Source organism: Burkholderia pyrrocinia, assembly GCF_018417535.1.
Lineage (GTDB): Bacteria > Pseudomonadota > Gammaproteobacteria > Burkholderiales > Burkholderiaceae > Burkholderia > Burkholderia pyrrocinia_E.
In genome coordinates this window covers 1,214,463-1,236,317 of sequence record NZ_CP070979.1, presented here as the reverse complement: position 1 = coordinate 1,236,317, position 21,855 = coordinate 1,214,463, and the positions used below count along the sequence as shown (strand labels likewise).

At 64.5% G+C, this 21,855-nt stretch carries 8 protein-coding genes; 2 read left to right on the top strand and 6 right to left on the bottom strand.

What is annotated here, in order from left to right; genetic code table 11:
* Positions 1-161: 161 nt before the first annotated feature.
* From JYG32_RS38445 to JYG32_RS38420, 6 genes are all read right to left on the bottom strand, one after another.
* Positions 162-4,523, bottom strand: a complete 4,362-nt coding sequence (locus JYG32_RS38445) for a thioester reductase domain-containing protein (protein WP_213267866.1) — start codon at positions 4,521-4,523, stop codon at positions 162-164.
* Between the two features lie 57 nt (positions 4,524-4,580).
* Entirely contained in the window at positions 4,581-9,257 is a 4,677-nt protein-coding gene (locus tag JYG32_RS38440) for a condensation domain-containing protein (RefSeq protein WP_213267865.1), read from the bottom strand.
* A complete protein-coding gene (locus tag JYG32_RS38435) occupies positions 9,254-14,731 on the bottom strand; it encodes a type I polyketide synthase (protein ID WP_433960884.1) in 5,478 nt (1,825 codons plus the stop codon). Before JYG32_RS38435 ends, JYG32_RS38440 begins: the two co-directional genes overlap by 4 nt.
* 178 nt (positions 14,732-14,909) lie before the next feature.
* On the bottom strand, positions 14,910-17,174 hold the full coding sequence (locus tag JYG32_RS38430; protein WP_213267863.1) for an AMP-binding protein: 2,265 nt from the start codon (positions 17,172-17,174) through the stop codon (positions 14,910-14,912).
* Between the two features lie 67 nt (positions 17,175-17,241).
* Positions 17,242-18,750, bottom strand: coding sequence for an AMP-binding protein (locus JYG32_RS38425; protein WP_213267862.1), 1,509 nt, complete (start codon positions 18,748-18,750; stop codon positions 17,242-17,244).
* A 13-nt stretch (positions 18,751-18,763) separates the two neighbouring features.
* Positions 18,764-19,510: a TenA family transcriptional regulator gene (locus JYG32_RS38420; protein WP_174381073.1), complete on the bottom strand. Its 747-nt coding sequence runs from the start codon at positions 19,508-19,510 to the stop codon at positions 18,764-18,766.
* A 172-nt stretch (positions 19,511-19,682) separates the two neighbouring features.
* On the opposite strand from JYG32_RS38420, the gene JYG32_RS38415 reads away from it, so the two are divergent.
* Together JYG32_RS38415 and JYG32_RS38410 are read left to right on the top strand one after the other, a co-directional pair.
* A complete protein-coding gene (locus JYG32_RS38415) occupies positions 19,683-19,949 on the top strand; it encodes an acyl carrier protein (RefSeq protein WP_213267861.1) in 267 nt (88 codons plus the stop codon).
* Between the two features lie 10 nt (positions 19,950-19,959).
* Positions 19,960-21,828 (top strand): alpha/beta hydrolase, encoded by a 1,869-nt coding sequence (locus tag JYG32_RS38410; RefSeq protein WP_213267860.1) that lies wholly within the window; start codon positions 19,960-19,962, stop codon positions 21,826-21,828.
* The last annotated feature ends 27 nt before the right edge of the window (positions 21,829-21,855 follow it).

Below are 21,855 nucleotides of genomic sequence, written 5' to 3'. Positions count from 1 at the left end.
GCCGGACGATCGACGCGACATCCAGGCGGCCGTGGATGCATCCTGGTATGTTGCCGGCGACGAGCCGTCCGGGCGACGAAGATCGCCCGGCTCGCCGTCGGCGCAGGTCAAAACCGACTGCAAACACCCCCCGGCGCGAGCTGCCGACATTCCCGCATTCCTCACGCCGAGGCCAGCTTCGCGTGTGCCCGTTCGAGAAAGCCTGCTTCGTAAAAGTAGTCGAAGAATGTGCGCAACCAGTCGTTCGTCGGCCGCAAACTCGAGGCCAGCACGCCGCCCGCGAGCCGCCTCAGTTGCGTTACGTCGATCGGCAGAATGCGCCCGACCGTCGGATCCGCGGCAGGGTTGAGTTTCCTCAGCACCGGAATCAACATCGACAGTGGGTGTGACGGGTCGTGTCGTACATGCTCCGCCAGTGCGGCCAGCCACGCGTCATAGCCCATCCGCTCGATCTCGAAGCCTTCGTCCTCGATAAAATCGACGAGGGCATCCAGCGAGTTCCAGCGCGGATTGATCACGTGCACCCCCTGCCCCGCAGCAGTCGGCTCGAGCGACGCGCTCACGATGATTCGGCTGACGACGTCGACAGGAAGGATGTTGTCGAACCCGACGTCTCGAGGTGCCCTTCCGAACAATATGATTCCCTTGATCAACCGGCAAAACAGATCGTCCAGGTTCATTCGTCCGCTCTCCGAATGTCCCACGATCCGCGCCGGACGATACACGGTGACGGGAATGCCGCGTGCGTGCGCCTGGGCGAGCAGTTGCTCGGCGACCCATTTGCTCTGTTCATAGCCGCTCGTCAGTTGCTCGTGGAACGGCACTGCAAGCGCTTCCGGCAATGCATCCGAATAGCGATCGAGCGTACCGACAGTCGACACGTAGTGAATCGGCGTCACCCGATGGAGGCTCGCAAGTCTGATGATGTCCTGAGTTGCCAGCACGTTGACCTGCTTCAGCGTCGCGTAGGGATAGACGAAGTTGACCAGCGCCCCATTGTGGTAGATCGCATCGATTTCAGTTGCGAGCGCCTCGAATGCTGCCATCGACAAACCCAGGTTCGGTTCACCAAGATCACCTGGCACGGCCACGATCCGATGCACGTGCCGCGCTTCCCACAAGCCATGCGACTGCATCGCGGCCTCAATGCGCCGTACGCCGGCGACCGGGTCGTCGGCACGGACAACGCACATCACGCGAGCGTCGGTCGTCGCGAGCAGCGTGTGGAGCAGGTGCACGCCAAGGAATCCCGTGGCACCGGTGAGCAGCACGGTGCGATACGGTCGCCGGAAATACGGCTGCCGTGTCTCGATCGCCGGATCAAGCCGCGCTTCCTCACGCAAATCGACGGGCGGCCTATCGCGATGCAGACTGCCATTCGCGATGCTGGCGGCCAAGCCGGCAATGGTCGGCGCGGCGAGCAGCGTGTCCATATCGATCTGGTGCTGCAGCCGCTCGTTGATCTGATACAGCATCACGGTTGCCTGAAGCGAGTCCCCGCCGAGATCGAAGTAATTGTCGTGAACGCCGATCCGCTGCTGCTTCAGCAAGATGCGCCAGATCTCGTGAATCGCGGTTTCGACCACGTCCCGAGGCGCCACATGACAGTCGTCCCTGCGGATCTCGACGTCACCGGCAAGTAGCCTGACGCGGTCGATGGTGCCGTTCGGGGAGAGCGGCAAAACCGCAAGGGAGAGGATCGCGCCGGGGGACAGTGCCGGCACGCCGCGCCGGCCGGCCAGTCGGCGCGCGATATCCGCGCCGCCGACAGCAGCGCTGCAGTGGAAAAGTACATGCTCCCAGTCGCCGCCATCGGAGATCCGCTCCACGAGCGCGACCTCGTCGATGCCCGCGATGCGAGCAATGTCGACTTCCAGATCGAGCCAGCCTACCGTCATCAGTTCCGCGAAAACGCCTGTGTCGGGCAGTTGCATATGGCAGCCACGTACCGTGTGCCACGCGTCCAGCGTTGTATGCAGACACGCACCGTTTCGCGTGACGACCAGGTTGTCCCTGTCCGCCTTGCCGTTGCGCAGCATCAGGTCCGGCACGGAATGCCCTGTTACGACAAGCTTGCCGAGTGCGTCCACGCCCGCCGGGTTCAGATGCGTGTCCGCCACGAATACCGTGCTGCCGGCCGATACCGCACCCGTTTCGAATCCGTCGGACACATCGGCCGACAAGACAGCATGCGGAATCGACCACGCCGGCCAGCACAGACGCCGGATGCGCTGCGCGCGCGGCGCGAGATCGGCGAGCCTGGCCGCACCCTGTCGCGTTAACGAGCGTGCATCGGCTATCACCCAGTCTGCACGGATCCCGTCTCCCGGCAGGTCGGTGGATGCGATCGCGATGTGGCGCGTCGCCGCCGGACTCAAGACGACGCTGTGCCAGTGCGTATCCGCGCAAGCGGCCCGCTGCAGAAACGCCGGATCACCGGCGCTCGCAATCTGGCGTAGCGACAACCCTGCACTCAGTGCCCCTAGTACCGTCCACAACGCCGTGTGCGACAACGGCCCTTCGCCAAAGGCGACATCCTGCGACGCACCCGCGGGAAACGTCGCCGAGAACACGCGCGCCGCCTCGACGAGTTGAGCATGCGTGTAACGCAGGACCCGCCAGTCACCGGCGGCGTCGCGCCGCAGCAACGAACAGGCCCCCTGCGCTGGATCTGCATGGTCTTCCATCGTGCCGTCGATCTGACCATACATCGGGTCCCGCTCGTCGAACACGTAGCAGACGACACCCGTCAACGGCGTATGCTGGCCGGTGGTCACGCAGCTTCGCAGCGGCTCCGGACACCAGCTGAGATCGGCAACGGCATCAAACGCGGACGATGGCAGATCAGGGTCGGCGATCACGCAATCAACGCCGTACATCAGTCCTGACAGCAGCAGCACGAGCCCGGAGACAGGATCGTCACACGCGACCAGTACGCGTTCACCCGGCCGATAGCCGAAATTCCGCCATTGATACGCAGCGCGTTGCACGCGATCTGCGAGCACGCCGTACGTGACACCGCGCGCATCGCCCGGCGACTGACGGTCATCCAGCCACGAGAACGCGATTCGATTTGGCATTCGAGCTGCGTGTCGGGCGATATGTGCGTACAACGTCGCGTCGCTGATCGCCGATTGCGCGGGCTTCTCCCGGGTTGGCCCTGCAATAATCGACGACGGCACGTCGAGTACGAGATCGCGAACTTTACGAGGTGTAGCGTCGATCAGGACCTGGAGCAGCCGACGGTATTGCCCGGCGACGCGTTCGATGAACGCGGCGTCGAATCGCGCAGTGTCATACGTCAATTGAAACGTCAGCGTATCCGTCGGCAATACGATAAGCGCCAGCGCATAACTCGTTTCCTCGACTGCACGCGGATCGTCGATCCGCAGCCCGCAACTCGCCGCGAGCCGATCGAACGCGTCCCTTCCCGGGTAGTTTTCGAACACGTAAAGCGTATCGAAGAGCGCTTTCTGGCGTGACACCTCGCTGCAATTCAGCACATCCGCGAGGGCGCTCTGCGCATGCTGCTCCAGCGTTTGCGTGTCCGCCTGCAAGCCTCGCAACCATGTCGCCGTATCGAGCTCGCCGTCGAGTCTTGCACGCCACGGCAGCGTGTTGATAAACAAGCCGGCCATCCGCTCGATGCCGTCCACATCTGCCGTACGCCCCGATACGACGATTCCGCTCACGACGTCGTTGCAGCCGGCATAGCGCGCGAGGAGCGCCGCCCACGCACCCTGGCATAGCGTATTGAGCGTCACCCGATCGCGGCGGCACGCGCGGGCGGCTGCCTCCATCCATTCCGTCGGCATCGTGCCGGTCGATACCGCGAGCGTGCGACGTGCCTCTATGTCGACCGTGGGACGTGTTGCCGCCGAAGGGACGACCGACGGCGCGAATCCTGCCGGCGTGCGATAGCCGCGCAGCATGTCGCGCCAATAATCGAGCGACCGAGCGCCGCCGTGCGTACGCAACCATGCGACATAGTCGCGAAAATCCTTTGTAACCGGAGGCAGCGGTACGTCCGGACGCGCATAGCGCTGAAACACCTCGCCGAGAAGCAATGGCATCGACCAACCGTCGAGGATCGCGTGATGATAGGTCCAGAGGAATCGATATCGCTCGTTGCCGAGCATCATCAGCGTGACGCGCATCAGCGGCGCCACGCCAAAGTCGAAGCCGCGCGTGCGATCGCCTGCCAGCAGAAGATCGAAACGACGCGCTTGTTCATCAGCCGCATGGCCGCGCCAGTCGATCACCTCGAACGGCAATCCGACCGTATGCCGGACAGCCTGCAGCGGCTTCTCCTCATGCAGGCGGATGAACAACGTCTTGAGCGTGTCATGGCGGTGCACGACTGTTTCCCAGGCACCCCGGAACCGCTCGATGTCGAGCGAACCATGCAACACGCAGGAAAATTGCTCGACGTATATGCCCGATGCCGGATCGAGTCGCGAATGGTGGAGCATGCCTCGCTGAAGAGGCGTCAGATAGTAAATGGTGTCGACGTTTCGGGTCATCCTGGATTCCTGGTGCGGTCATGCTCGACGAGCGCGCCGTACGGCGCGTCGCCTCGTTCAGCGCTCGAGTGCGTCGATTTCATCCAACAGTGCGTCCAGAGCGTGCTGGTCGACATCGAGTTGCGGAACGTCGTCGGGTGTCAATCCGCCAACCCCGTCGGCGCTGCAATGGCGAACGAGCATCGTCAGCGCTTCTTCGACGCGACACATGAGGCAGCCGATGCTTTCGTCAACGCCCGGCACTCCGAAGAAGCTGGACTCCACGGTCAATCTGCCGCGCGAGACGTACGCGACGATGTCCAGCAGGTGCGTGCGCCGCTGGCGCGGGCTGCGAATGCCCGGCGCGGGTTCGGGCGGCCCGCCATAAAGCGACGACGGCCCCGACAATTGCTCCAGTTGACCGAGGTAGGTGAACAGGATCGGCGCCTGCGGAAACGAAACGAGCGAATCGTCGCCGGCCTGGGGCGTCGGGTCGAGATAGCGCAGTACGCCATAGCTCGCTCCCTTCCGGGGTACCTCGCGCAGTCGAGCCTTGACCGACTTGATGAGCGCCGACGGATCCGACGCGGTAGCCGGCGCGTCGACCAGCACCGGGTAGATCGACGTGAACCAGCCGACACTGCGGCTCAGGTCGATCGAATCGCCGAGCGCGTCCCGACCGTGCCCCTCGACGTCCAGCAGCAACGCATCGCAACCGCTCCACGCACGAAAACCCGCGTGGAGTGCTGCAATGAGCAGGTCATTCGCGTCGGTTCCATAGGCGCGCGGTGCAGTGGTGCGGAACGCGTGAGTCAGATCGGCGTCGAGCGTAATCGCGCAACTGAGCGACGACTCCTGATAGGCATGCTGAACGATCGTCGCAAGCCCGTGGCGCATCAGCGCCACCCGCTTCGGCCCGCTCAACACATCGCGCACCTGTGCGTTCACCCTCCGCCAGTAGTGACGATCTCCATCAAGCGCGTCGCTCTGCGCAAGCGCGATCCACTGGTCGACCCATGCCTTCACGGAACTCGTCTTCAGTGGCAACGCCGCCGCCGTACGGGCACGCAACCGCAGATAGCAATCCGCCAGATCCTGCAGCAGGATGCTCCACGATACGCCGTCGATCGCCATGTGATGGACGACGATCAGTAGCCGGCTGCCCGACACGCTGGTGCTCTCGAGCCACCTGATTGCCATCAGCCGGCCGCTTTCGATGTCGAGGCTGCTCTGTGCTGCGTCAATCGCGTCGCGCCAAATGCGTTCGCAATGCCGGCCGTCCGGATCAACGCATCGGACGACCGAGAAATCAGCCTCGTCCGACCCGTTGTCACCGGCAAATACGTGATGCATTCCGTCGTCGCGCACAACGAAGCGCGAACGGAGCACGTCGTGATGGCGCGCGACGACACGAATCGCCTCGGCCATGATGTTTGCATCGGGCGTCTCGCCGAGCGGAACGAGCAACGCCTGGTTAAAGTGCGAACGATCGACTTCGACTCGCTCGACGAACCACTGTGCCGCGGGACCGAGTGCTGCCTCGCCGTGCACCGCCCCCTGATCGACATCGAGGCCTGGTGTCTCGCGCACCACCGTCGACAGGCTTGCCACGGTCGTATGCTGGAAGATGTCCTGCGGTTTCAGATACATCCCGTCGAGCGCCGCCCGGGATACGATGACGGCGGCGAGAATCGAATCACCGCCGAGTTCGAAAAAATCGTGGTCGACGCCGACGGACGGTTGGCCGAGAACATCGGCCCAGATAGCGGCGAGCTTGCGTTCGATGTCGGTCGACGCAATACGTACGGCCGTCTCGCTTGCGCGTGGCAGCGGGAGCCGGTCCGCGTCGAGTGCGCCGCATGCGTCGAGCGGCAGGCGATCGAGCACCATCATCGCGTCCGGGTGCATTGAGTCAGGTAAAACCTGCTTCAATGCCGAACGAACTGCATTCTCGAGGACACACGCGTCCAAGTCGCTGCCGTCCGCGACGATGTAGGCGACCAGCATTTCCTGCGTGTCCCGGATGACGCACACGCATACCGCGGCGGCAACGCCGGGAACGGCCGAGATGGCCTGCTCGACCGTGCCGATCTCGATCGGTACGGGCCGGTGACGCGCGACGCGCAACGAAGGGTCCACACACAGCACATCGCCGTCACGGCGCACGACTGCAACGCCGGTCGATATGAACGTCCTGTCCCGGCAGGCTGTCTCGAGCGGAACCACCTCGTCTGACGTGCGGGCCGGCGTGCCATCGAAGAAATGCAGTTCCCCGGCTTGTCGATCGTCGGCGAAGCTTCGAGACGATCCGAGCACGAGCGCTACGCGTCCCGGATACGACGGCGCCAAAAGCCGCCAGCCATTTCGCCCCGCCACGAACGCGCACATCGCCGGAAAGATTTCCGCGCAGCGCAGCGGCACAAAGCATGCCGCAGCGGGTGCGCGATCCCTGTTAACGAGTGCCGTCAACGCATGCGGATGCTCACCGTAAGCGACAAGCGCGTGCGCCCGCACGACGCCAGCGGCGTCGGCGTGCCGTAACAGGAGAGACGGCACGATCAGCGCGGGACCGTCTTCGAGCAAATGGTCGAGCTCGGCACATGCGATTTTCGCGTACACGGGGTCGTCGGAGGCGAGCGCACCGATCGACGCCCGCTCGGACAATCGGGCCCTCCCCCCCGCAAGCACAACTCGAGCGAGCGCCGCCGCCGCGAGCACGTCCTGAGTACCATGCAGAACCAGCGCAGTCGTGTCGGCGTCCAGATGCAGCAATTGGCCGACGTAATCGAGCAGCGGTTCGACCGCCGCCGCCTCGTCCGCGGCCATGCGATCGTCTGGCGCATTGGCGTGATGTACACGCACCACGTCGATAGCGCCGATGTTCCAGCCGGACCACTCGTCACCACGACCCCGGCACACCGCGTCAGCATTCCCGTCCGGGGTGTCGCCCGATACGATGTAGCGCGCGCCGACGGCACGGATCGCAAGCAGCACGACTGCATGTTCGGCGACGCTTTTCAAGCGAAGTGCCACGCACTGGCCGACACCGATCGCGAGCGTGTCGAATTGCGCACGCACGGCGCGTACCGCGCGGTACACGTCATCGTAGGAGATCGTCCGACCGTCGAATTCCCATGCACCGCGCGATGTATCCCGCAGCGTATCGAAATCGGCGTACGTCACTTGGCGCGCGAACGCGCGTGCAGCGGTGATACGGCCTTGAGCATCGTCGTCCGGCGCAACCGCGAGTCTGTATTGGGTCAGGCGTCGGGTCGCATCAGCCACCACCTGCTCGACGAGGTGTTTGTACTGGTTCGCGAACCGATCGATTGTCGTGTCGTCGAACAGATCCGTATTGAACGTCCACGCGGTCGAATATTCGTCGCCGAGATCCTGAACGTTGAGTGTCAGGTCGTGTGTCGCGCCGCGCGTACCCGTGCTCGACGCGGCAAGTCGCTCACGATAGAACGGCACGTCGGCGGAGTGTTGCGCGGCGAAATCGCCGCGTGCCTGGTTCCAGTTGTACATCACCTGGTAGATCGGCGACCGGCTTGGATCGCGCGCCGGGCGCAGCGCATCGACAAGCATCGGGAACGGGTAGTCTTGATGATCGAGCACACGCAGCATCATCTCGCGCGTGCGTCGCAGCAGGTCGTCGAACGAATCGTCGGGTCGTACCTCGCATGCAAGCACGACAGTGTTTACGAAATGACCGACCACGCTTTCACTGCCCGGCACGTTGCGCCCGGAAGTCGGTGCGCCGATCATCAACCGCTCCTGTCCGGTATGGAGGTGAAGATGCAATTGGTAGACCGCGAGCAACAACATGTACGGTGTCACGCGCAGCAGCTTGGCCGTGTCGCGTACCTGGTGCGACAGTGTCGCACCGAGCGGCCAGTCGTATACGCGACCGTGCTCCGTTTTGCGCGGTGGACGCAACCTGTCGGTTGCAAGGCTCAACACCGGAAATCCTTGCGCCAGTTCCCGGCGCCAGAACGCGGCGAGATGCTCGCCGTCGCTCCCGTCGAGCCGCGCGCGCTCGTGCTCGACGCAATCCTTGTACTGCACCGATAGACGCGGCAGTTTCAGCGGCTCGCCCGCATGCGCGAGCCGGTACAGCGTGCGAAGCTCGCTGAGCAGGATTTCCAGCGACCAGAAATCGGCGGCAATATGGTGTACGTTCAACAGCAGCACGACGCGAATCGCGTTTGCACCGTCATGTTCGTTCAGGAGCAGCTTGAGCCGGATCGGCGACTGCGTCAGGTCGAACGGGCGGTTCGACTCGTCGTCGATCCACCGACGGATGGCGGCTTCATCCGCCGCAAATACGCGATCGACAGTGAACTGCGCGCGCGCGTCCGAACCGACCTGCTGTCGCGGCTCGCCATCGACCACACGGTACGCGGTGCGCAGGATCGGGTGACGGGCGATCAGATAGTCGACGCAGCGACGCAGTGTGGCCACCTCGACATCGTCGTCGATGCGGGTCGCGTACGTGACGTTGTACGCCGCGCTTTCGGGATTGAGCTGATGCAGCGACCACAGCGACTTTTGCGCGAATGAAAGCGGATAGGTGCCTGCGGTGCCGGCAAACTGTTCAAGCAGCGCGACGAGCGTCGCTTTATGGGTCCTCAGCTCGTCGACGAGCGACGGCGTTACGGCGCCCTTCGGCGCCTTGTACTGCAGCTTGCCATCCTGGGCCCAGAGCTCGATTCCCCGCTCGGCCAGTTCATTGATGAATTCGATCGAGCTCACAGCTCCCCTCCTTCCATTTCCAGGCCGAACGTCGCTTCGCGGGATACCGCGTCAATCCGGTCCGCAGCGCGCGACGGCCGTGTCGCACCGGGCGCCTGCCGGTCATCACGATCGAGCATCGCCGCGATGGTGCGCACGACGTCGTCGATGGTCGCGCCTTCCAGCAACCGCCCGAACGGAACATCGACGCCCAGTTCGGTGCGCAACGCATTGCGGAATTCCGCGGCCATCAGCGAATCGAGCCCAAGCTCGATCAACGGGATATCGGGAGCGATCCGCACGCTGGACGCGTGCAATGTCGTCGCGACTGCGTCGGTCATGTGTTCGCGCAGCAGTTGCATGCGTTCGTCGGCGGGCAAGCCGTCCAGGCGCTCGCGCAATCGCGGGCCCGCACGAGACGGGCGGCTCGTCGGACTCGACGGTGTCGCAAGTTCCGACAACAACGCCCCCATCGCCCGGCTCGGGCTGCGCTTGATCAGCGTATCGACGTCCACGCTCCAGATCTGCGTCTGCCCGTCCGGTTCGGCGACCAGCGCATCGAACATGCTCAGTGCGACGTCCGGCTCAATCGGGTTGAGGCCGAACGATGCGATACGGCGCAACTGGTGCGCGTCGAGCTGATCGACCATCCCGTTACCTCCCCACAGGCCCCAGTTCATGGTGTGCCCGGGCAGGCCGTCGTCATTGCGCGAGGCCGTCAGCGCGTCCACGTATGCGTTTGCCGCTGCGTAGGCGCATTGCCCGGGCGAGCCGATACAGGCCACGATCGACGAGAACGACACGAAGTGTCGCAGCGATAGATGCGCGGTCGCGCGATGCAGGTTCAGCGTTCCGGCGATTTTCGGTGCAAGTACCCTCATCACGTCGGACATCGGCTGGGTCGCGAGCAAGCCGTCGTCGAGCGTGCCCGCCGCATGCAGGACACCGACGAGCGGATGCGTGGCGTCGGCTTCGAGCGCATGGACGAGTGCGTCCACGTCAGCCGCCACGGCGACATCGGCAGCGACAAACTCGATGATCGAGCCGTGCGAGTCGGCGATGGAAGCAAGCCGTGCGCGCTCGCTGTCCACAGGCAACTGGCGGCTTGCGGACACGATCTTCGGTACGCCATTCCGGATCAGCCGCTCGATCACCCGCGTGCCGATCGCACCTCGCCCGCCCGTCACCAGATAAGCGCCGCGCGCAAGTGGTTGCGCCGCGCCGACATCGCGCTCGACGAGCCGCGGGACGTACACGACATCGCCCCGCGACACGAACTGCGTCTCGCCAGCCACCGTGGCTCCCGCCAGCGCAGCCAGCGCGCTCGCGCAAGACGCGGAATCCGGCCCCGGTAAATCGACCGCAAACACCGGAATTTCACCGCTTTCGTGCATGAGGCTGCGCGCGACGCCCCATGCGGCTGCCTGAAAAGGAGACACGCGGCGGTCGACACCGGGTATGCGCTGTGCCGCCTGCGTCACGATGCACAAGGTGGGCGCGCCCGCCGGCCAATGGGTATTCTGCACTTCGCGCCAAATGCTGGCGAAGCGACGATAAGCGGCGCCGACTCGAGCCAGTTCGTCATCCGCGGTTGCACTATCGGACGACGGCCACATGTAGAGCAGTACGGTTCGTCGTGCGTCCACGCCTGCGAGCGCGTCGCCGAGTGCAATACGAATGCGCTGTGCGCCAGCGTCGCCGTCGAACATGTCACCGACCTGCATTTTCACAATTGCACAGGCACCTCCAGCCGCTTCGCACGCTTGCGAAAGCACCGCGTCCGATACCGAATCGTTGCCGATCAGCACGAAATCCGCGCGAGCGCCAGCCGCTTCGTGCGTGGGTACCAGCGGCCGCCATACGTGCCGGTGCACCGCAGCCGGCTCCGCGACACGCTGGAATCGGCGCGGGTCGACCGCAAGCAACCGCAGTTCGGAGATGATTGCGATGCAGCGACCGTCGTCGTCATACAACCAGAGATCGGCCGTAGCAAGACTACGCTGCACCCGTGCGCGCACGGCGCACCACCCGGTCCGCACGCCCCGCATTGGCATGCAAGCGATCCGTTCGATGCCGATCGGTACGAACGCGGTGTTCAGCTCCGCATCCCACAGCGCGCCGGCAACGGCCTGAAACGCGTTGTCGAGCAGCGCCGGATGTACGACGCGCTCGGTATCGTCGGTGCAGTCCGCTCCAATCTCGATTCGGGCCAGCGCGGCATCGCCGCCGCGCGACAGCTCGCGAATCGAACGAAACGCACCACCATATTCGAGCCCGGTGGCATGCAATCGCTCATAGAACCTGTCGACGGACACGGCGTCACGGCATTGCGCGCGCCAGTCGTCAAGCGGCGGCGCCTCGGGTACGCCGCTCATCGACCCGATCCGCCCCGCGCATTGCAAGGTCCATTCAGGTTCGGGAGCCACCGTGTCGTGACACGCGTGAATCTCGATCCGGGCCCCTTCGTCGTTCGTATGCGCGGCATCGGTTCCGTGCACGACCGTGCCGAACGTGACCACTTTCCCCGGTTCCAGCATGAGCGCGTTGTCAAACGACACCGCGCTCGCGACTTGCCAGCGATTGGTCGTGGAGTCCGGTGCGACGGCATTCCGCCGCGATGCGGCATCGAGCATTGCCTCGACGAATCCTGCCGCCGGAAAAACGAGTTCTCCATGCAGAACATGTCCGCTCAGGAACGGCAGATGTCGATCGGACACCTGGCTCTCGTAACGATGATCGTCCGATGCAGGTATCGGGAGGAGACGACCGAGCACGCCGTTACTTGCCTGCTTGCCTGCTGCGGACGCGCTCGCCAGCGGTCTCGCCCGCTGCGCCGGCTCCCGGGAACCAACCCAATAACGGTGGGCTTCGAGCGGGTACGGCGGCAGCACGCCGCGGCGATCGGGTTTCGCCGGGGACGTCACGGCTCGGGAACGCTCGTATGCGTGCCAGTCGACGCGACGGCCGCCCATATAGACATGCGCCAATGCGCGCAACAACTGCTCGGTCTCACGCCCGTCGCCGTGGATCGACGGCAACGCGACAACATCGCCATGGCCGCCCCGCCCCCCGACGCATGCGGCGACGAGGCCTGAAAGCGTCTTGCCTGGTCCGATCTCGACGACCGTCGTCACCTTGTCATCGAGCAACGTGTCGACACCCGCGCGGAAGGCAACCGTTGCGCGAACGTGCTCGACCCAATACGCCGGATCGCACAAACGTTCGGTTTCGAAACGGCCGGTTACATTGGATACGATCGGAATGGCAGGCGCCCGATACTGCACTGTCGCCGCGACTGCGCCGAATTCGTCAAGCATCGAATCCATCAGCGGCGAATGGAATGCGCGCGACGCTGCCAGCACCTTCGTCGCGATTCCGCTCGCTGCAAACAGCCGCTCGAGCGATTCGATGGCGTCCGGATCGCCGGACACGAGCACGCTATCCGGCGCGTTGTCAGCGGCGATTGCGACACGTCCCGGGTAGTCGCGCACGGCGTCGGCGACCTGACTCACGTTCGCGAACACCGCGAGGGCCCGGCCCGGCGCGGTGAGCGTATCCATCAACCGACCGCGCGCCGTCACGAGACGACAGCCGTCCTCGATCGAAAACACGCCGGCGATACAGGCAGCCGCGTACTCACCGATGCTATGGCCCATCACCACGTCAGGCACGACGCCCCAGTGCATCCACAAGCGCGCAAGGGCAACCTCGAGCGCGAACATCGCAGGCTGCGTATGGCGCGTCTCGTGGATCCTGTCCTGGTGATCGCCCCACAGCACGTCTACGAGCGACAGCTCTCCCTGCGCTTCGACGTGGACGTCGCATGCGTCGAATACGTCGCGAAACGGCCCGAAGTCCCGATACAGTTGACGCGCCATGCCCGCACGCTGCGCGCCCTGCCCGGTGAACAGGAACGCGAGCCGGTCCCGGACGCCCCCGGGCGGCACGTGCCGCATGGAAATTGCCCGCTCCGCTGCCGAAAGTGCGTCGAGCAGCGCATCGCGAGAGTCCGCGACGATCGCGACACGGTGCCGATGGCTGTCGCGCTTGATGCGCAGCGCGCTCGCGACGGCATCCGGTGCAAGCGATGCGTCGGCATGCAAATGCGCCGCGCACGCTCCAATCGCCTGCTTCAGCATCGGCGCCGTGTGTGCCGACAACGGCCAGATGTCGAAGCGCGCGTGCCCGGGGAGAGCGGCGCTCGCGTCTGAATGCGACGTGTGTTCGCCCTGCCACGCTTCGACGATCAGGTGCGCGTTCGTGCCGCTCATGCCGAACGAACTGATCGCCGCGACCCGTCGACCCGGTCGTGACGACGGCCATGCCGCATGTTCGGACGCGACGCGAATGCCATTGGTCTGCCAGTCGACGTGTGCGGTTGGCGTGTCGAAATGCAGGTGTCGCGGCAGTTCCCCTTTCTGCAGCGCGCAAATGACCTTCATCAAACCGGCGACCGCAGCCGCCGACTCGAGGTGGCCGATATTCGTCTTGATGCTGCCCACGTACAAATCCTGGGTGCGACTCGACCCGCGGCAATACACGTCCTCGAGCGCACGAAGCTCGATCGGATCGCCTAGCGGCGTACCCGTGCCGTGTGCCTCGACGTAATCGACGTCAGCCGGCGACACGCCGGCGCGCTCGAGCGCCTCGCGGATCACGTCCCGTTGCGCTCGGCCGTTCGGCGCGGTCATCCCGTTGCTGCGACCGTCGTGATTGACCGCGGAGCCGCGGATCACCGCACGGATCGATCTGCCCTGCTCGCGGGCGTCGGACAGGCGCATCAGCGCGACGACTCCGCAGCCCTCGCCGCGCACGTAGCCGTCGGCGGCCGCGTCGAACGTCCGGCAGCGCCCGCTTGGCGACAGTGCCTGAAGCTCGCTCAGCGCGATCGTCATCTCCGGCGACAGCATCAGGTTCACGCCGCCGGCGAATGCGACGTCGGACTCGCGGGTGCGCAGGCTGTGGCAGGCCAGATGTACGGCGACGAGCGACGACGAACAGGCGGTGTCGAGATGCAACGCCGGGCCGTGAAAGCCGAACAGGTAGGAAATGCGGCCGGCCGCGAAGGGGCGTGCGGTGCCCAGCGACGTTTGCGCGTAGCTGAGCGCGTCGTCGGGCACGCCTTCGCTTACCCGTGCATAGTCGTCGACCGACGAGCCAACAAACACACCGGTGCGGTACGGCGCGATCGTCTCTCGTGAAAAGCCGGCGTCCTCGAGCGCTCGCCACGTGCATTCGAGCAGCAGACGCTGCTGCGGATCGATGTGCGACGCTTCGCGGTCCGACACGCCGAAGAACGCCGCGTCGAAACGATCGACGTCGTCGATGAAACCGCCGTGCCGGCTGTAGCTCGTGTCGCGGCGGCCCGGTCGAGGGTCGTAGACGGCATCCGTCCAGCGATCGGCCGGCACGGGGCCGACGGCGTCGGTGCCTTCCGCGAGCATCGACCAGAGCGCGTCGGCGGAATCCGCGCCGCCGGGAAGACGGCAGCCCATGCCGACGATCGCTATCGGCTCGTTCATCGCTTCACGCACGTCGGCCAGCTCGCGTCGCAACGCGTCGATCTTCAGCAACGCTTGCTTCACGGGCGTGAGGGACGCCGAGGGCGCCTGATTAGACTCATTCATGTGTAGGATTCCAGACGTTCGCGGGACGGCACTGCCGGCGTACGGTTCAGCGCTGCAGCTCTTTCAGCAGCAGCGCTTCGGCGTCCGCGTCGGAGAGCGCCGCGAGCTGCTCGGGGGTGCGTGCGACCTCCGCGTCTTCATCGCCCGAAGCACGCGCCGGAGCCGGTGCGAACGCATCGCTCGGTCGTAGCGCGTCTTCGGCACCCTGCATCCGGGCCAGATGCGCGGCGAGTTGCTCGACATTCGAGCAATCCCACAGCACGGCTGCGTCAAACGTCAGCCCGATCGCGTGTTGTACCTTCAACGAGAATTGCAGCGCGCTCATGGAATCGAAACCCATCTCGACCCACGCGGCCGTGCGGGAAACCTGCGCTTCGGATATCTTCAGTCGTTCGGCGACGACCCGTACGATTCGGGCGGCGATCTCCCGCTCGATCAGCGTTGCGCCCGAATCGACGACCGGGGGCGCCGGCGGGGCTACCGGCGCGACCGCAAAGTCCGGTGACGCGCCGGCGCCGCTCGCATAAGCTCCATCGGTCCAGTTGGCGACGGCGCGCAGTTCCCCTTGAAGATACGCACGACGACAAAGCGCGCGCGCGATCTTGCCGCTCGACGTCTTTTCGATGGTCGCCGGCTCGACCAGCACGATTGCGTGCGGCGTGACGCCGAAGTCCTCGCCGACCGCCACCACCATCGCCCGCAGGGTTGCGTCCAGGTCCATCGTGCGGCGCGCGGTGCGGCCGACCTCCTGGATGATCACGAGCTTCTCTTCTCCATCCACGTGCACCGACACGGCGGCGCCGCAGCCGCGGCGCAACGCCGGCACCGCATCCTGCACGCACGCCTCGATATCCTGCGGATACAGATTGCGCCCGCGGACGATCAGCATGTCCTTCACGCGGCCGGTCACGTACAGGCGGCCATCGACGATTGCGCCCAGATCGCCGGTACGCATGAACGGACGCGCGTCCGGATCGGCCTCGAAATGTGCACCGAACGTCGACTGCGTGGCGTCCGGATTGCCGTAGTAACCGACGCCGATCGCACCGCCGCGGACCCAGATCTCTCCGACACCGTTCGGATCGGCAACCGGGCGACCGTCGGCGTCCGCGATCCGGATCTCGGTGCCGGGCGCCGTGGCGCCGCACGAAACGAGACTCTTTACATTCGCGTGGTCGGGCTGGACAGGCTCGACGACACCCGCGGCAAGCTTCACGTTGTCGACGTCCAGATAGTAGGCGCCTTCACCGCACCGGACGCCCGATACGATCAGGGTCGCTTCGGCCATCCCGTAGCACGGGTAAAACGACCCGGGCGCGAAACCGTGCGGGCATGCAGCGTCGATAAAGTCGGTTACCGTCTGGCGATGAATCGGCTCGGCGCCGCAGAACGCAACGCGCCAGCTCGACAGATCGAGCGTATCTCCGGCATCGCTTGCGTTCAGTGCGGCTGCCGCGAGCGCATACGCGAAATTGGGCCCGCCGGACGTCGTTGCCCTGTGCGCGGAGATCGCACGCAACCATCGGCCGGGCTGCTGGACGAACGCAACGGGCGACATCAGGACGACCGACAGCCCGATCGACGCCAGCTGCAGCGGCATCGACAGTCCCATGTCGTGATACAACGGCAGCCACGACAACATTCGTGTATCGCGGTCGTGCTGCATCAACGTCGCGATCGCCCGTTGGTTGTCGATGATGTTGCCGTGCGTGATCATCACGCCCTTCGGCGTGCCCGTCGACCCGGACGTGTACTGAAGGAACGCCAAATCGCTCGCATCAGGCAGATGCGGCAGTCCCGACTCGTCCGGCATCCCTGCATCGACGAGCGCTTCGTACGGGACGAGCTTGCAGCCGGAAAACAACTGCTGCGATTCGCGCAAGGTCGCGAGCGTGTCGATCGATGCCGCGGGCGCGACGATCAGCGTTGCGCCGCAATTGTCGGCAATTGCCTGCAGCTTCAACCATTGCGCGACCTTGCGTACCTGCTGCGGATGATAGGCCGGTACGGCGACGCGGCCCGATGCAAGGCACCCGTAGAACGTGCAGACGAACTCGGCGCCGGTCGGCAGCAGCAACAGCACGCGAGCCCCCGGCTCGGTCAAGTGCGCGAGGCCACGCGCGACGCGCATCATGCCTGCATACAGATCGCCGAAAGTGCTTTCGCTTTCGATCGCTTCGCCGTCGCGCAAGATCGTCAGCGCGACGCGATCAGGGTCCCGCTCGGTGTGATGCGCGAGCGTCTCGATGATGGACGTCGGTTCGACATCCATCTTAAACACGTTCGGATTCGAGTTGGGATGCGTCGTCATGGTGTGTCCTGGATGAGGTCTGCGCGAGCCGCCGCGCAGACGCGGAAGCTCGCGCAAGCGCGTGATCTCATGCGTCGCGCAGGAACGCGTCCGCGATCGCGCGGCGATTGAGCTTGAGGTTACGGGTGCGTAGTCCGCCTTCGACGTCGAATTCGCGGTCGGTGAAAATGACCTTCGTCAATTGCCGCTGCGCAGGAAGCGTGCCATTGATCGCCCGGACGAGCTCGCGCAACGCGTCTGTTACTTCGGAATCGTCCGGCCGGCGCGTGGCGACGACGACGCTCAACCCTGCGTGCGAGCCGGCCATCACGACCGCCACCTCGACACGTGGATCGCGATACAACAGCGCCTCGATGGGCTCGGGATGAAACTTCTCGCCGTTGCTCGTGATGATTGCGTCTTTCTTGCGACCGACAACGCGCAGGAAGCCATCGCTGTCGAACTCGGCGATGTCGCCCGTCGCCACCGCGTTCGGTGCGATGAACGTCGCGCGGATGTCTTCTTCCGACGCGTCGAAGTAGCCCAGCGAAAGCAGTGCGTTTCGCGTAACGATCACTTCCCCGTCTTCCGACAACGACACGCTTCCGGGCTCCGCCGGTCGACCGACCGTGCCCACTCGCACGTGTCCGGGCTTGTTCCAGGCAACCATACCTGCCTCGGTGATCCCGAATGCCTCGTACAACTCGATCCCGCAGTCCCAAAAGAAATCGAGTGCGGCACGCTTGATCGGCGCCATCCCCGTGATCATGTAGCGGATGTTGCCGCCCGTAAGCGCGATCAGACGCTCCGCGAGCGTCGAGGGGTCGCCGGCAGGACCGGCGGCCGCTCGCGTCAGGGTATGCAGCGTCTCATACAGGACGGGCGGCGCGATCACGAACGTCGGGCGATGCCGTTTCAGACCCGGAAAGAGTCCGTGGAACGGCACGGAAACGAGATCGACACCGTGGTACAGGCAGAAGTAATACGTCATCCGCTGCTGATAATTCGCGAACGGCAGAAACGTCAGGAAGCGCTCGCTCGGCGCGACGCCGAACGCGTCGCGATACAGATCGAGCAGGTGCGCGGTACCACGCCGGCTCATCACGAGACCCTTGTTCTTGCCTGTCGTGCCGGAGCTGAACACGAGCGAATGAGTATCCGGCCCGTGCTCGACGAGCACCGGCTCGATACGCGTGTCCGACCCGCGCGCGTCGGCCGGGTCGATATCGATGACCCGGCCGGCGATCGACTCGGCGGAATCGAGCCACCGTGTATCCACCGCAAGTACGCTCAATCGGTAGCGCTCGATCAACGCGTCGCACGTGTCGGGCAGGCGATCGTTCGGAAAAGCGACCGATACGCAGCCGAGCTCCATGCACGCAAGGTCCCACACGATCCACGGGTAGCCGTTCGGTGCCGCGATGCCGACGCGTGCCCCCGGCACGAGGCCGATCGCCTTGCCGCGCTCCACCGTAGCGAGCACGTCCTCGAACAGTTCGTGAAAAGTCCGGACGGTTTCGGCTCCCTTGTCGTCGACAAAGGTCAAGGTATGACTGCTGTCGCGCAAACGGGCGACGAGATCATCGAAGGTCATCATCGGCGTTTTCCCGTCACGCGTGCGCGACGCCCTCCGCGGACGCGTAGTACTTTTGTGCTGCGCTTTCATACATGTTCCAGAACAGCTTGCACGTATGGCGCACCGCGAACAGCGCTTCCTGCTGCATCTCCACGGTCGTGCACAGATCGGTCACGAGCGAGATGCCCTCGGCGACGTGCGCTACGTCTTCCTTCTGGTGAACCGAGAAAAAGCGGGTGTCTTCCTCGGTCAGTCCGTAGCACTTCGCCAGAATGGCGTGGCGCGCGTCGCCCGCGCGGGTTTCCAGACTCTGCCCTTCGCTGGCGATCATCACCGCGGCGGCGCCGATATGGTAGGTGCCCTCGCCCTTGCAGTTCTCGAGCCGATACTCGATCAACTCACGGGTCGCAGCAGACGGTGACCACGCATCGCGCTCCTCGTCACTGATTCGTTGCGCCCGAATGAAGTCCTCCATGAGCTCGACATGGTTCTTCGTCTTCGAGAAACGTCCCGTCTCCTCCTCGAACAGGTTGTACAGCAGTCGGCGCTTGTGGTCGGGAAACGGGCAACGGAAGTACAGATTCTCGATGTATTCGAGAAAGTACCGGGTGATCTGGTATCCCTCGAGCGTGATGATCTTCAGCAACCGCCAGTTTTTCTGCGGCGTAAACAACTCCGCGAAGATCGGATGATCGAGGGTCAGTTGTTCGTCCAGCGTTTCGCGCAGCGTGCGCGAGAAGGTCGCTTTGTCCATCAGCACGGCTTCGTTTGCGAGGGTCATGGTCGTTCCCTGTCGGTAAGGTAACCGGCAATGTAATGGCGGCTTTCAAGACTGAAACCTGTCCGTTCGGGCGAGTGTTTCACCTGTACGCCAATCCTGTACGTCAGTGCAGGTAGGCAGTGCGGCTGCTTGACGCTATAAAGCGGAACCCCTACGGCACTTGGAGAATCCGATGGACGACCACGCGAATGTATTCGCTACGCTTACCGAACTGATTCCACAGATTGCCGCGCTTGATATCGCGCCGGACATGCTGACTCGGGAAACGTCGCTGACGTCGGATCTGATGCTCGATTCGATTTCGCTGCTGTCCCTGATGGCGCTGACGGAGGATCGCCTTGGCGTCAGCTTTGCATCGCACACGGAACAGGTCGCGAATCTCGATACCATTGGCGACGCGGTTGATCTTGTTGAAATGCTGTTGTCCGTGAAAGCGTAACGGGATGGCGATGAACGATCGATTTCCGTTGAACGGTCACCCGCTCGACGCGCGCACGGCATCTCCCGCCGGCGGCTACGGCAGCATTCATTGGCTGCTTGCCGGCGATCTCGGCGCAATGCGCGTCGCGTTCGGCGCCGGCGACGCGGCATCAGGCGCCCGCACCGAGGCGGAACCGAAGACAAACGCGCGCGTTGCGAGACTTCGGGATGCGCTGAGCGCCGCTGACACGCAGCGGATCGCTATCGTCATCGACGATCCCGAGCTCCGGCGTACGTGCGAATTCGCGTCCTTGCCACGGACGATCCCGGCCGCGCTCGGCGTCGACGCGGCGTCCATGACCGACGCATGCATCGTCGTGCTCGGCGACGCGCTCGCGGACGGCACGGATATCATCGACAACGCGAGCGCACTCTCGTTGCCACCGCTCGATACGCTCACCGATGCGGTCGCCGATACCTTGTTCGAGGTACGCCGGCGCGTCGATACATACTTTCGGCAAGAACCGCTGGCATTGCCCGGCGAATCGGCCGGCGCGGTTCGCCTGTTGACGGCCGACGCCGTGCTGGCCTGGCTTGCGGCCGACGCGACGGCCGGCCTTCACGTTGTGTACGGTGACCTGCGCATCACGTGGCACGAGCTCTCCGCAAGCGTCGCCGGATTGGCGCAGGTTCCGACACGAACCCGCTCCGCTCAAGACGGTCCGGACGCCGTTCTCGACCTGCTCGATACGAACCTGCGGCACGCCGCGCATACGCTCGGATGCCTCGACGACGCGCGCGAGTTCCCGACCGACGTCCGCGTGCACCGGCTGTACTGCGACAACTTCGACTGGGGCGATCGAATCGCCTCGCGCGTCGCCGTTCACGCCGCAGCGCATGAGCGACGCGTCGCGCCCCGGTTCGTCGACCTGCCGTCCGCGCGGCGCATCACGACCGGAAACGGGCATGTATACCTGAATTGCGGAAGGGGTTCGCGGGCCTTGCTGCTCATCAACGCCTTCGGTATCCCGCACGACGTCTGGCATGATTTCGCCACTGGACTGGCGCCGCATTTTTCCGTCTACTTGATGGACAACGCGGACGACATGCGTGACGAAGCAGGACTGACACGTGCCTACTATTCCGGTCCCGATGCCCCTGGCCGCTATGCACGTAGCGTGGCCGAGTTGCTCGACGTCGAGCGGATCGACACGATTCACGTCGCGAGCTGGTGCGGAGGGGCACGATATGCGCTTGCGTTGGCGCGAGCGCTGCCCGGCCGTATCGCGTCGTTGAGCCTGATCGCACCGTCGTTTGCCGGCGCGCAGGACTATGATGGTGCGGACAGCGCCTACGAAAACAATCTCAACACGATGTGTTCGCTCGTCGCCCGCATGCCGAAGGCCGCGGACAGTATGGCGAAATCGATGATGGCGCTCCTGGAGAAGCGAGAGCGAAGCGATGCGCACGGAGACGGACATGCATCGATGTTCGCGCTGTCCGATTCGTCGACGCGCCACTGGCTGCATGCGCCGTTCATGTCTGCAACGAACATGATCGATTACAGCCAGCAGTTGCTGAACTTCCGCGCCCATCGAATCGAGGCCGAGCGCGACGACTCGATCGCGGGAATCCCGGCCATGCTCGTGACCGGGGAATACGACGAAATGACCTGCGCGACGCGCGCGCGGGCAATTACCTCCGCGCTGCTTCGTCCGGTCCAGATCGAAATGCAAGGCGGCAGTCATCACATGGTTCACCAGAACGCGGCGCTTCTGGCGCGACTCGTCGGCGCTTTCGTTGACGACCCGATTCTTGCGCCCGAGGCGCTTCCGCATCCGAGACTGCGATTCCTGGCGGATGCCGGGTATGGCGACATGGAGTCGGGCGAACTGTGACGGCTGCCCGGTTCGATGCCCGTTCGG

What these genes read in the sequence shown, in the direction of transcription:
- JYG32_RS38435 (WP_433960884.1), bottom strand. Translation starts at nt 14,731, where the DNA reads ATGGGCTGCCGTCTTCCCGGCGGCGCGGATTCCGCCGACGCGCTCTGG.
- JYG32_RS38425 (WP_213267862.1), bottom strand. Translation starts at nt 18,750, where the DNA reads ATGATGACCTTCGATGATCTCGTCGCCCGTTTGCGCGACAGCAGTCAT.
- JYG32_RS38430 (WP_213267863.1), bottom strand. Translation starts at nt 17,174, where the DNA reads ATGACGACGCATCCCAACTCGAATCCGAACGTGTTTAAGATGGATGTC.
- JYG32_RS38420 (WP_174381073.1), bottom strand. Translation starts at nt 19,510, where the DNA reads ATGACCCTCGCAAACGAAGCCGTGCTGATGGACAAAGCGACCTTCTCG.
- JYG32_RS38415 (WP_213267861.1), top strand. Translation starts at nt 19,683, where the DNA reads ATGGACGACCACGCGAATGTATTCGCTACGCTTACCGAACTGATTCCA.
- JYG32_RS38445 (WP_213267866.1), bottom strand. Translation starts at nt 4,523, where the DNA reads ATGACCCGAAACGTCGACACCATTTACTATCTGACGCCTCTTCAGCGA.
- JYG32_RS38410 (WP_213267860.1), top strand. Translation starts at nt 19,960, where the DNA reads ATGAACGATCGATTTCCGTTGAACGGTCACCCGCTCGACGCGCGCACG.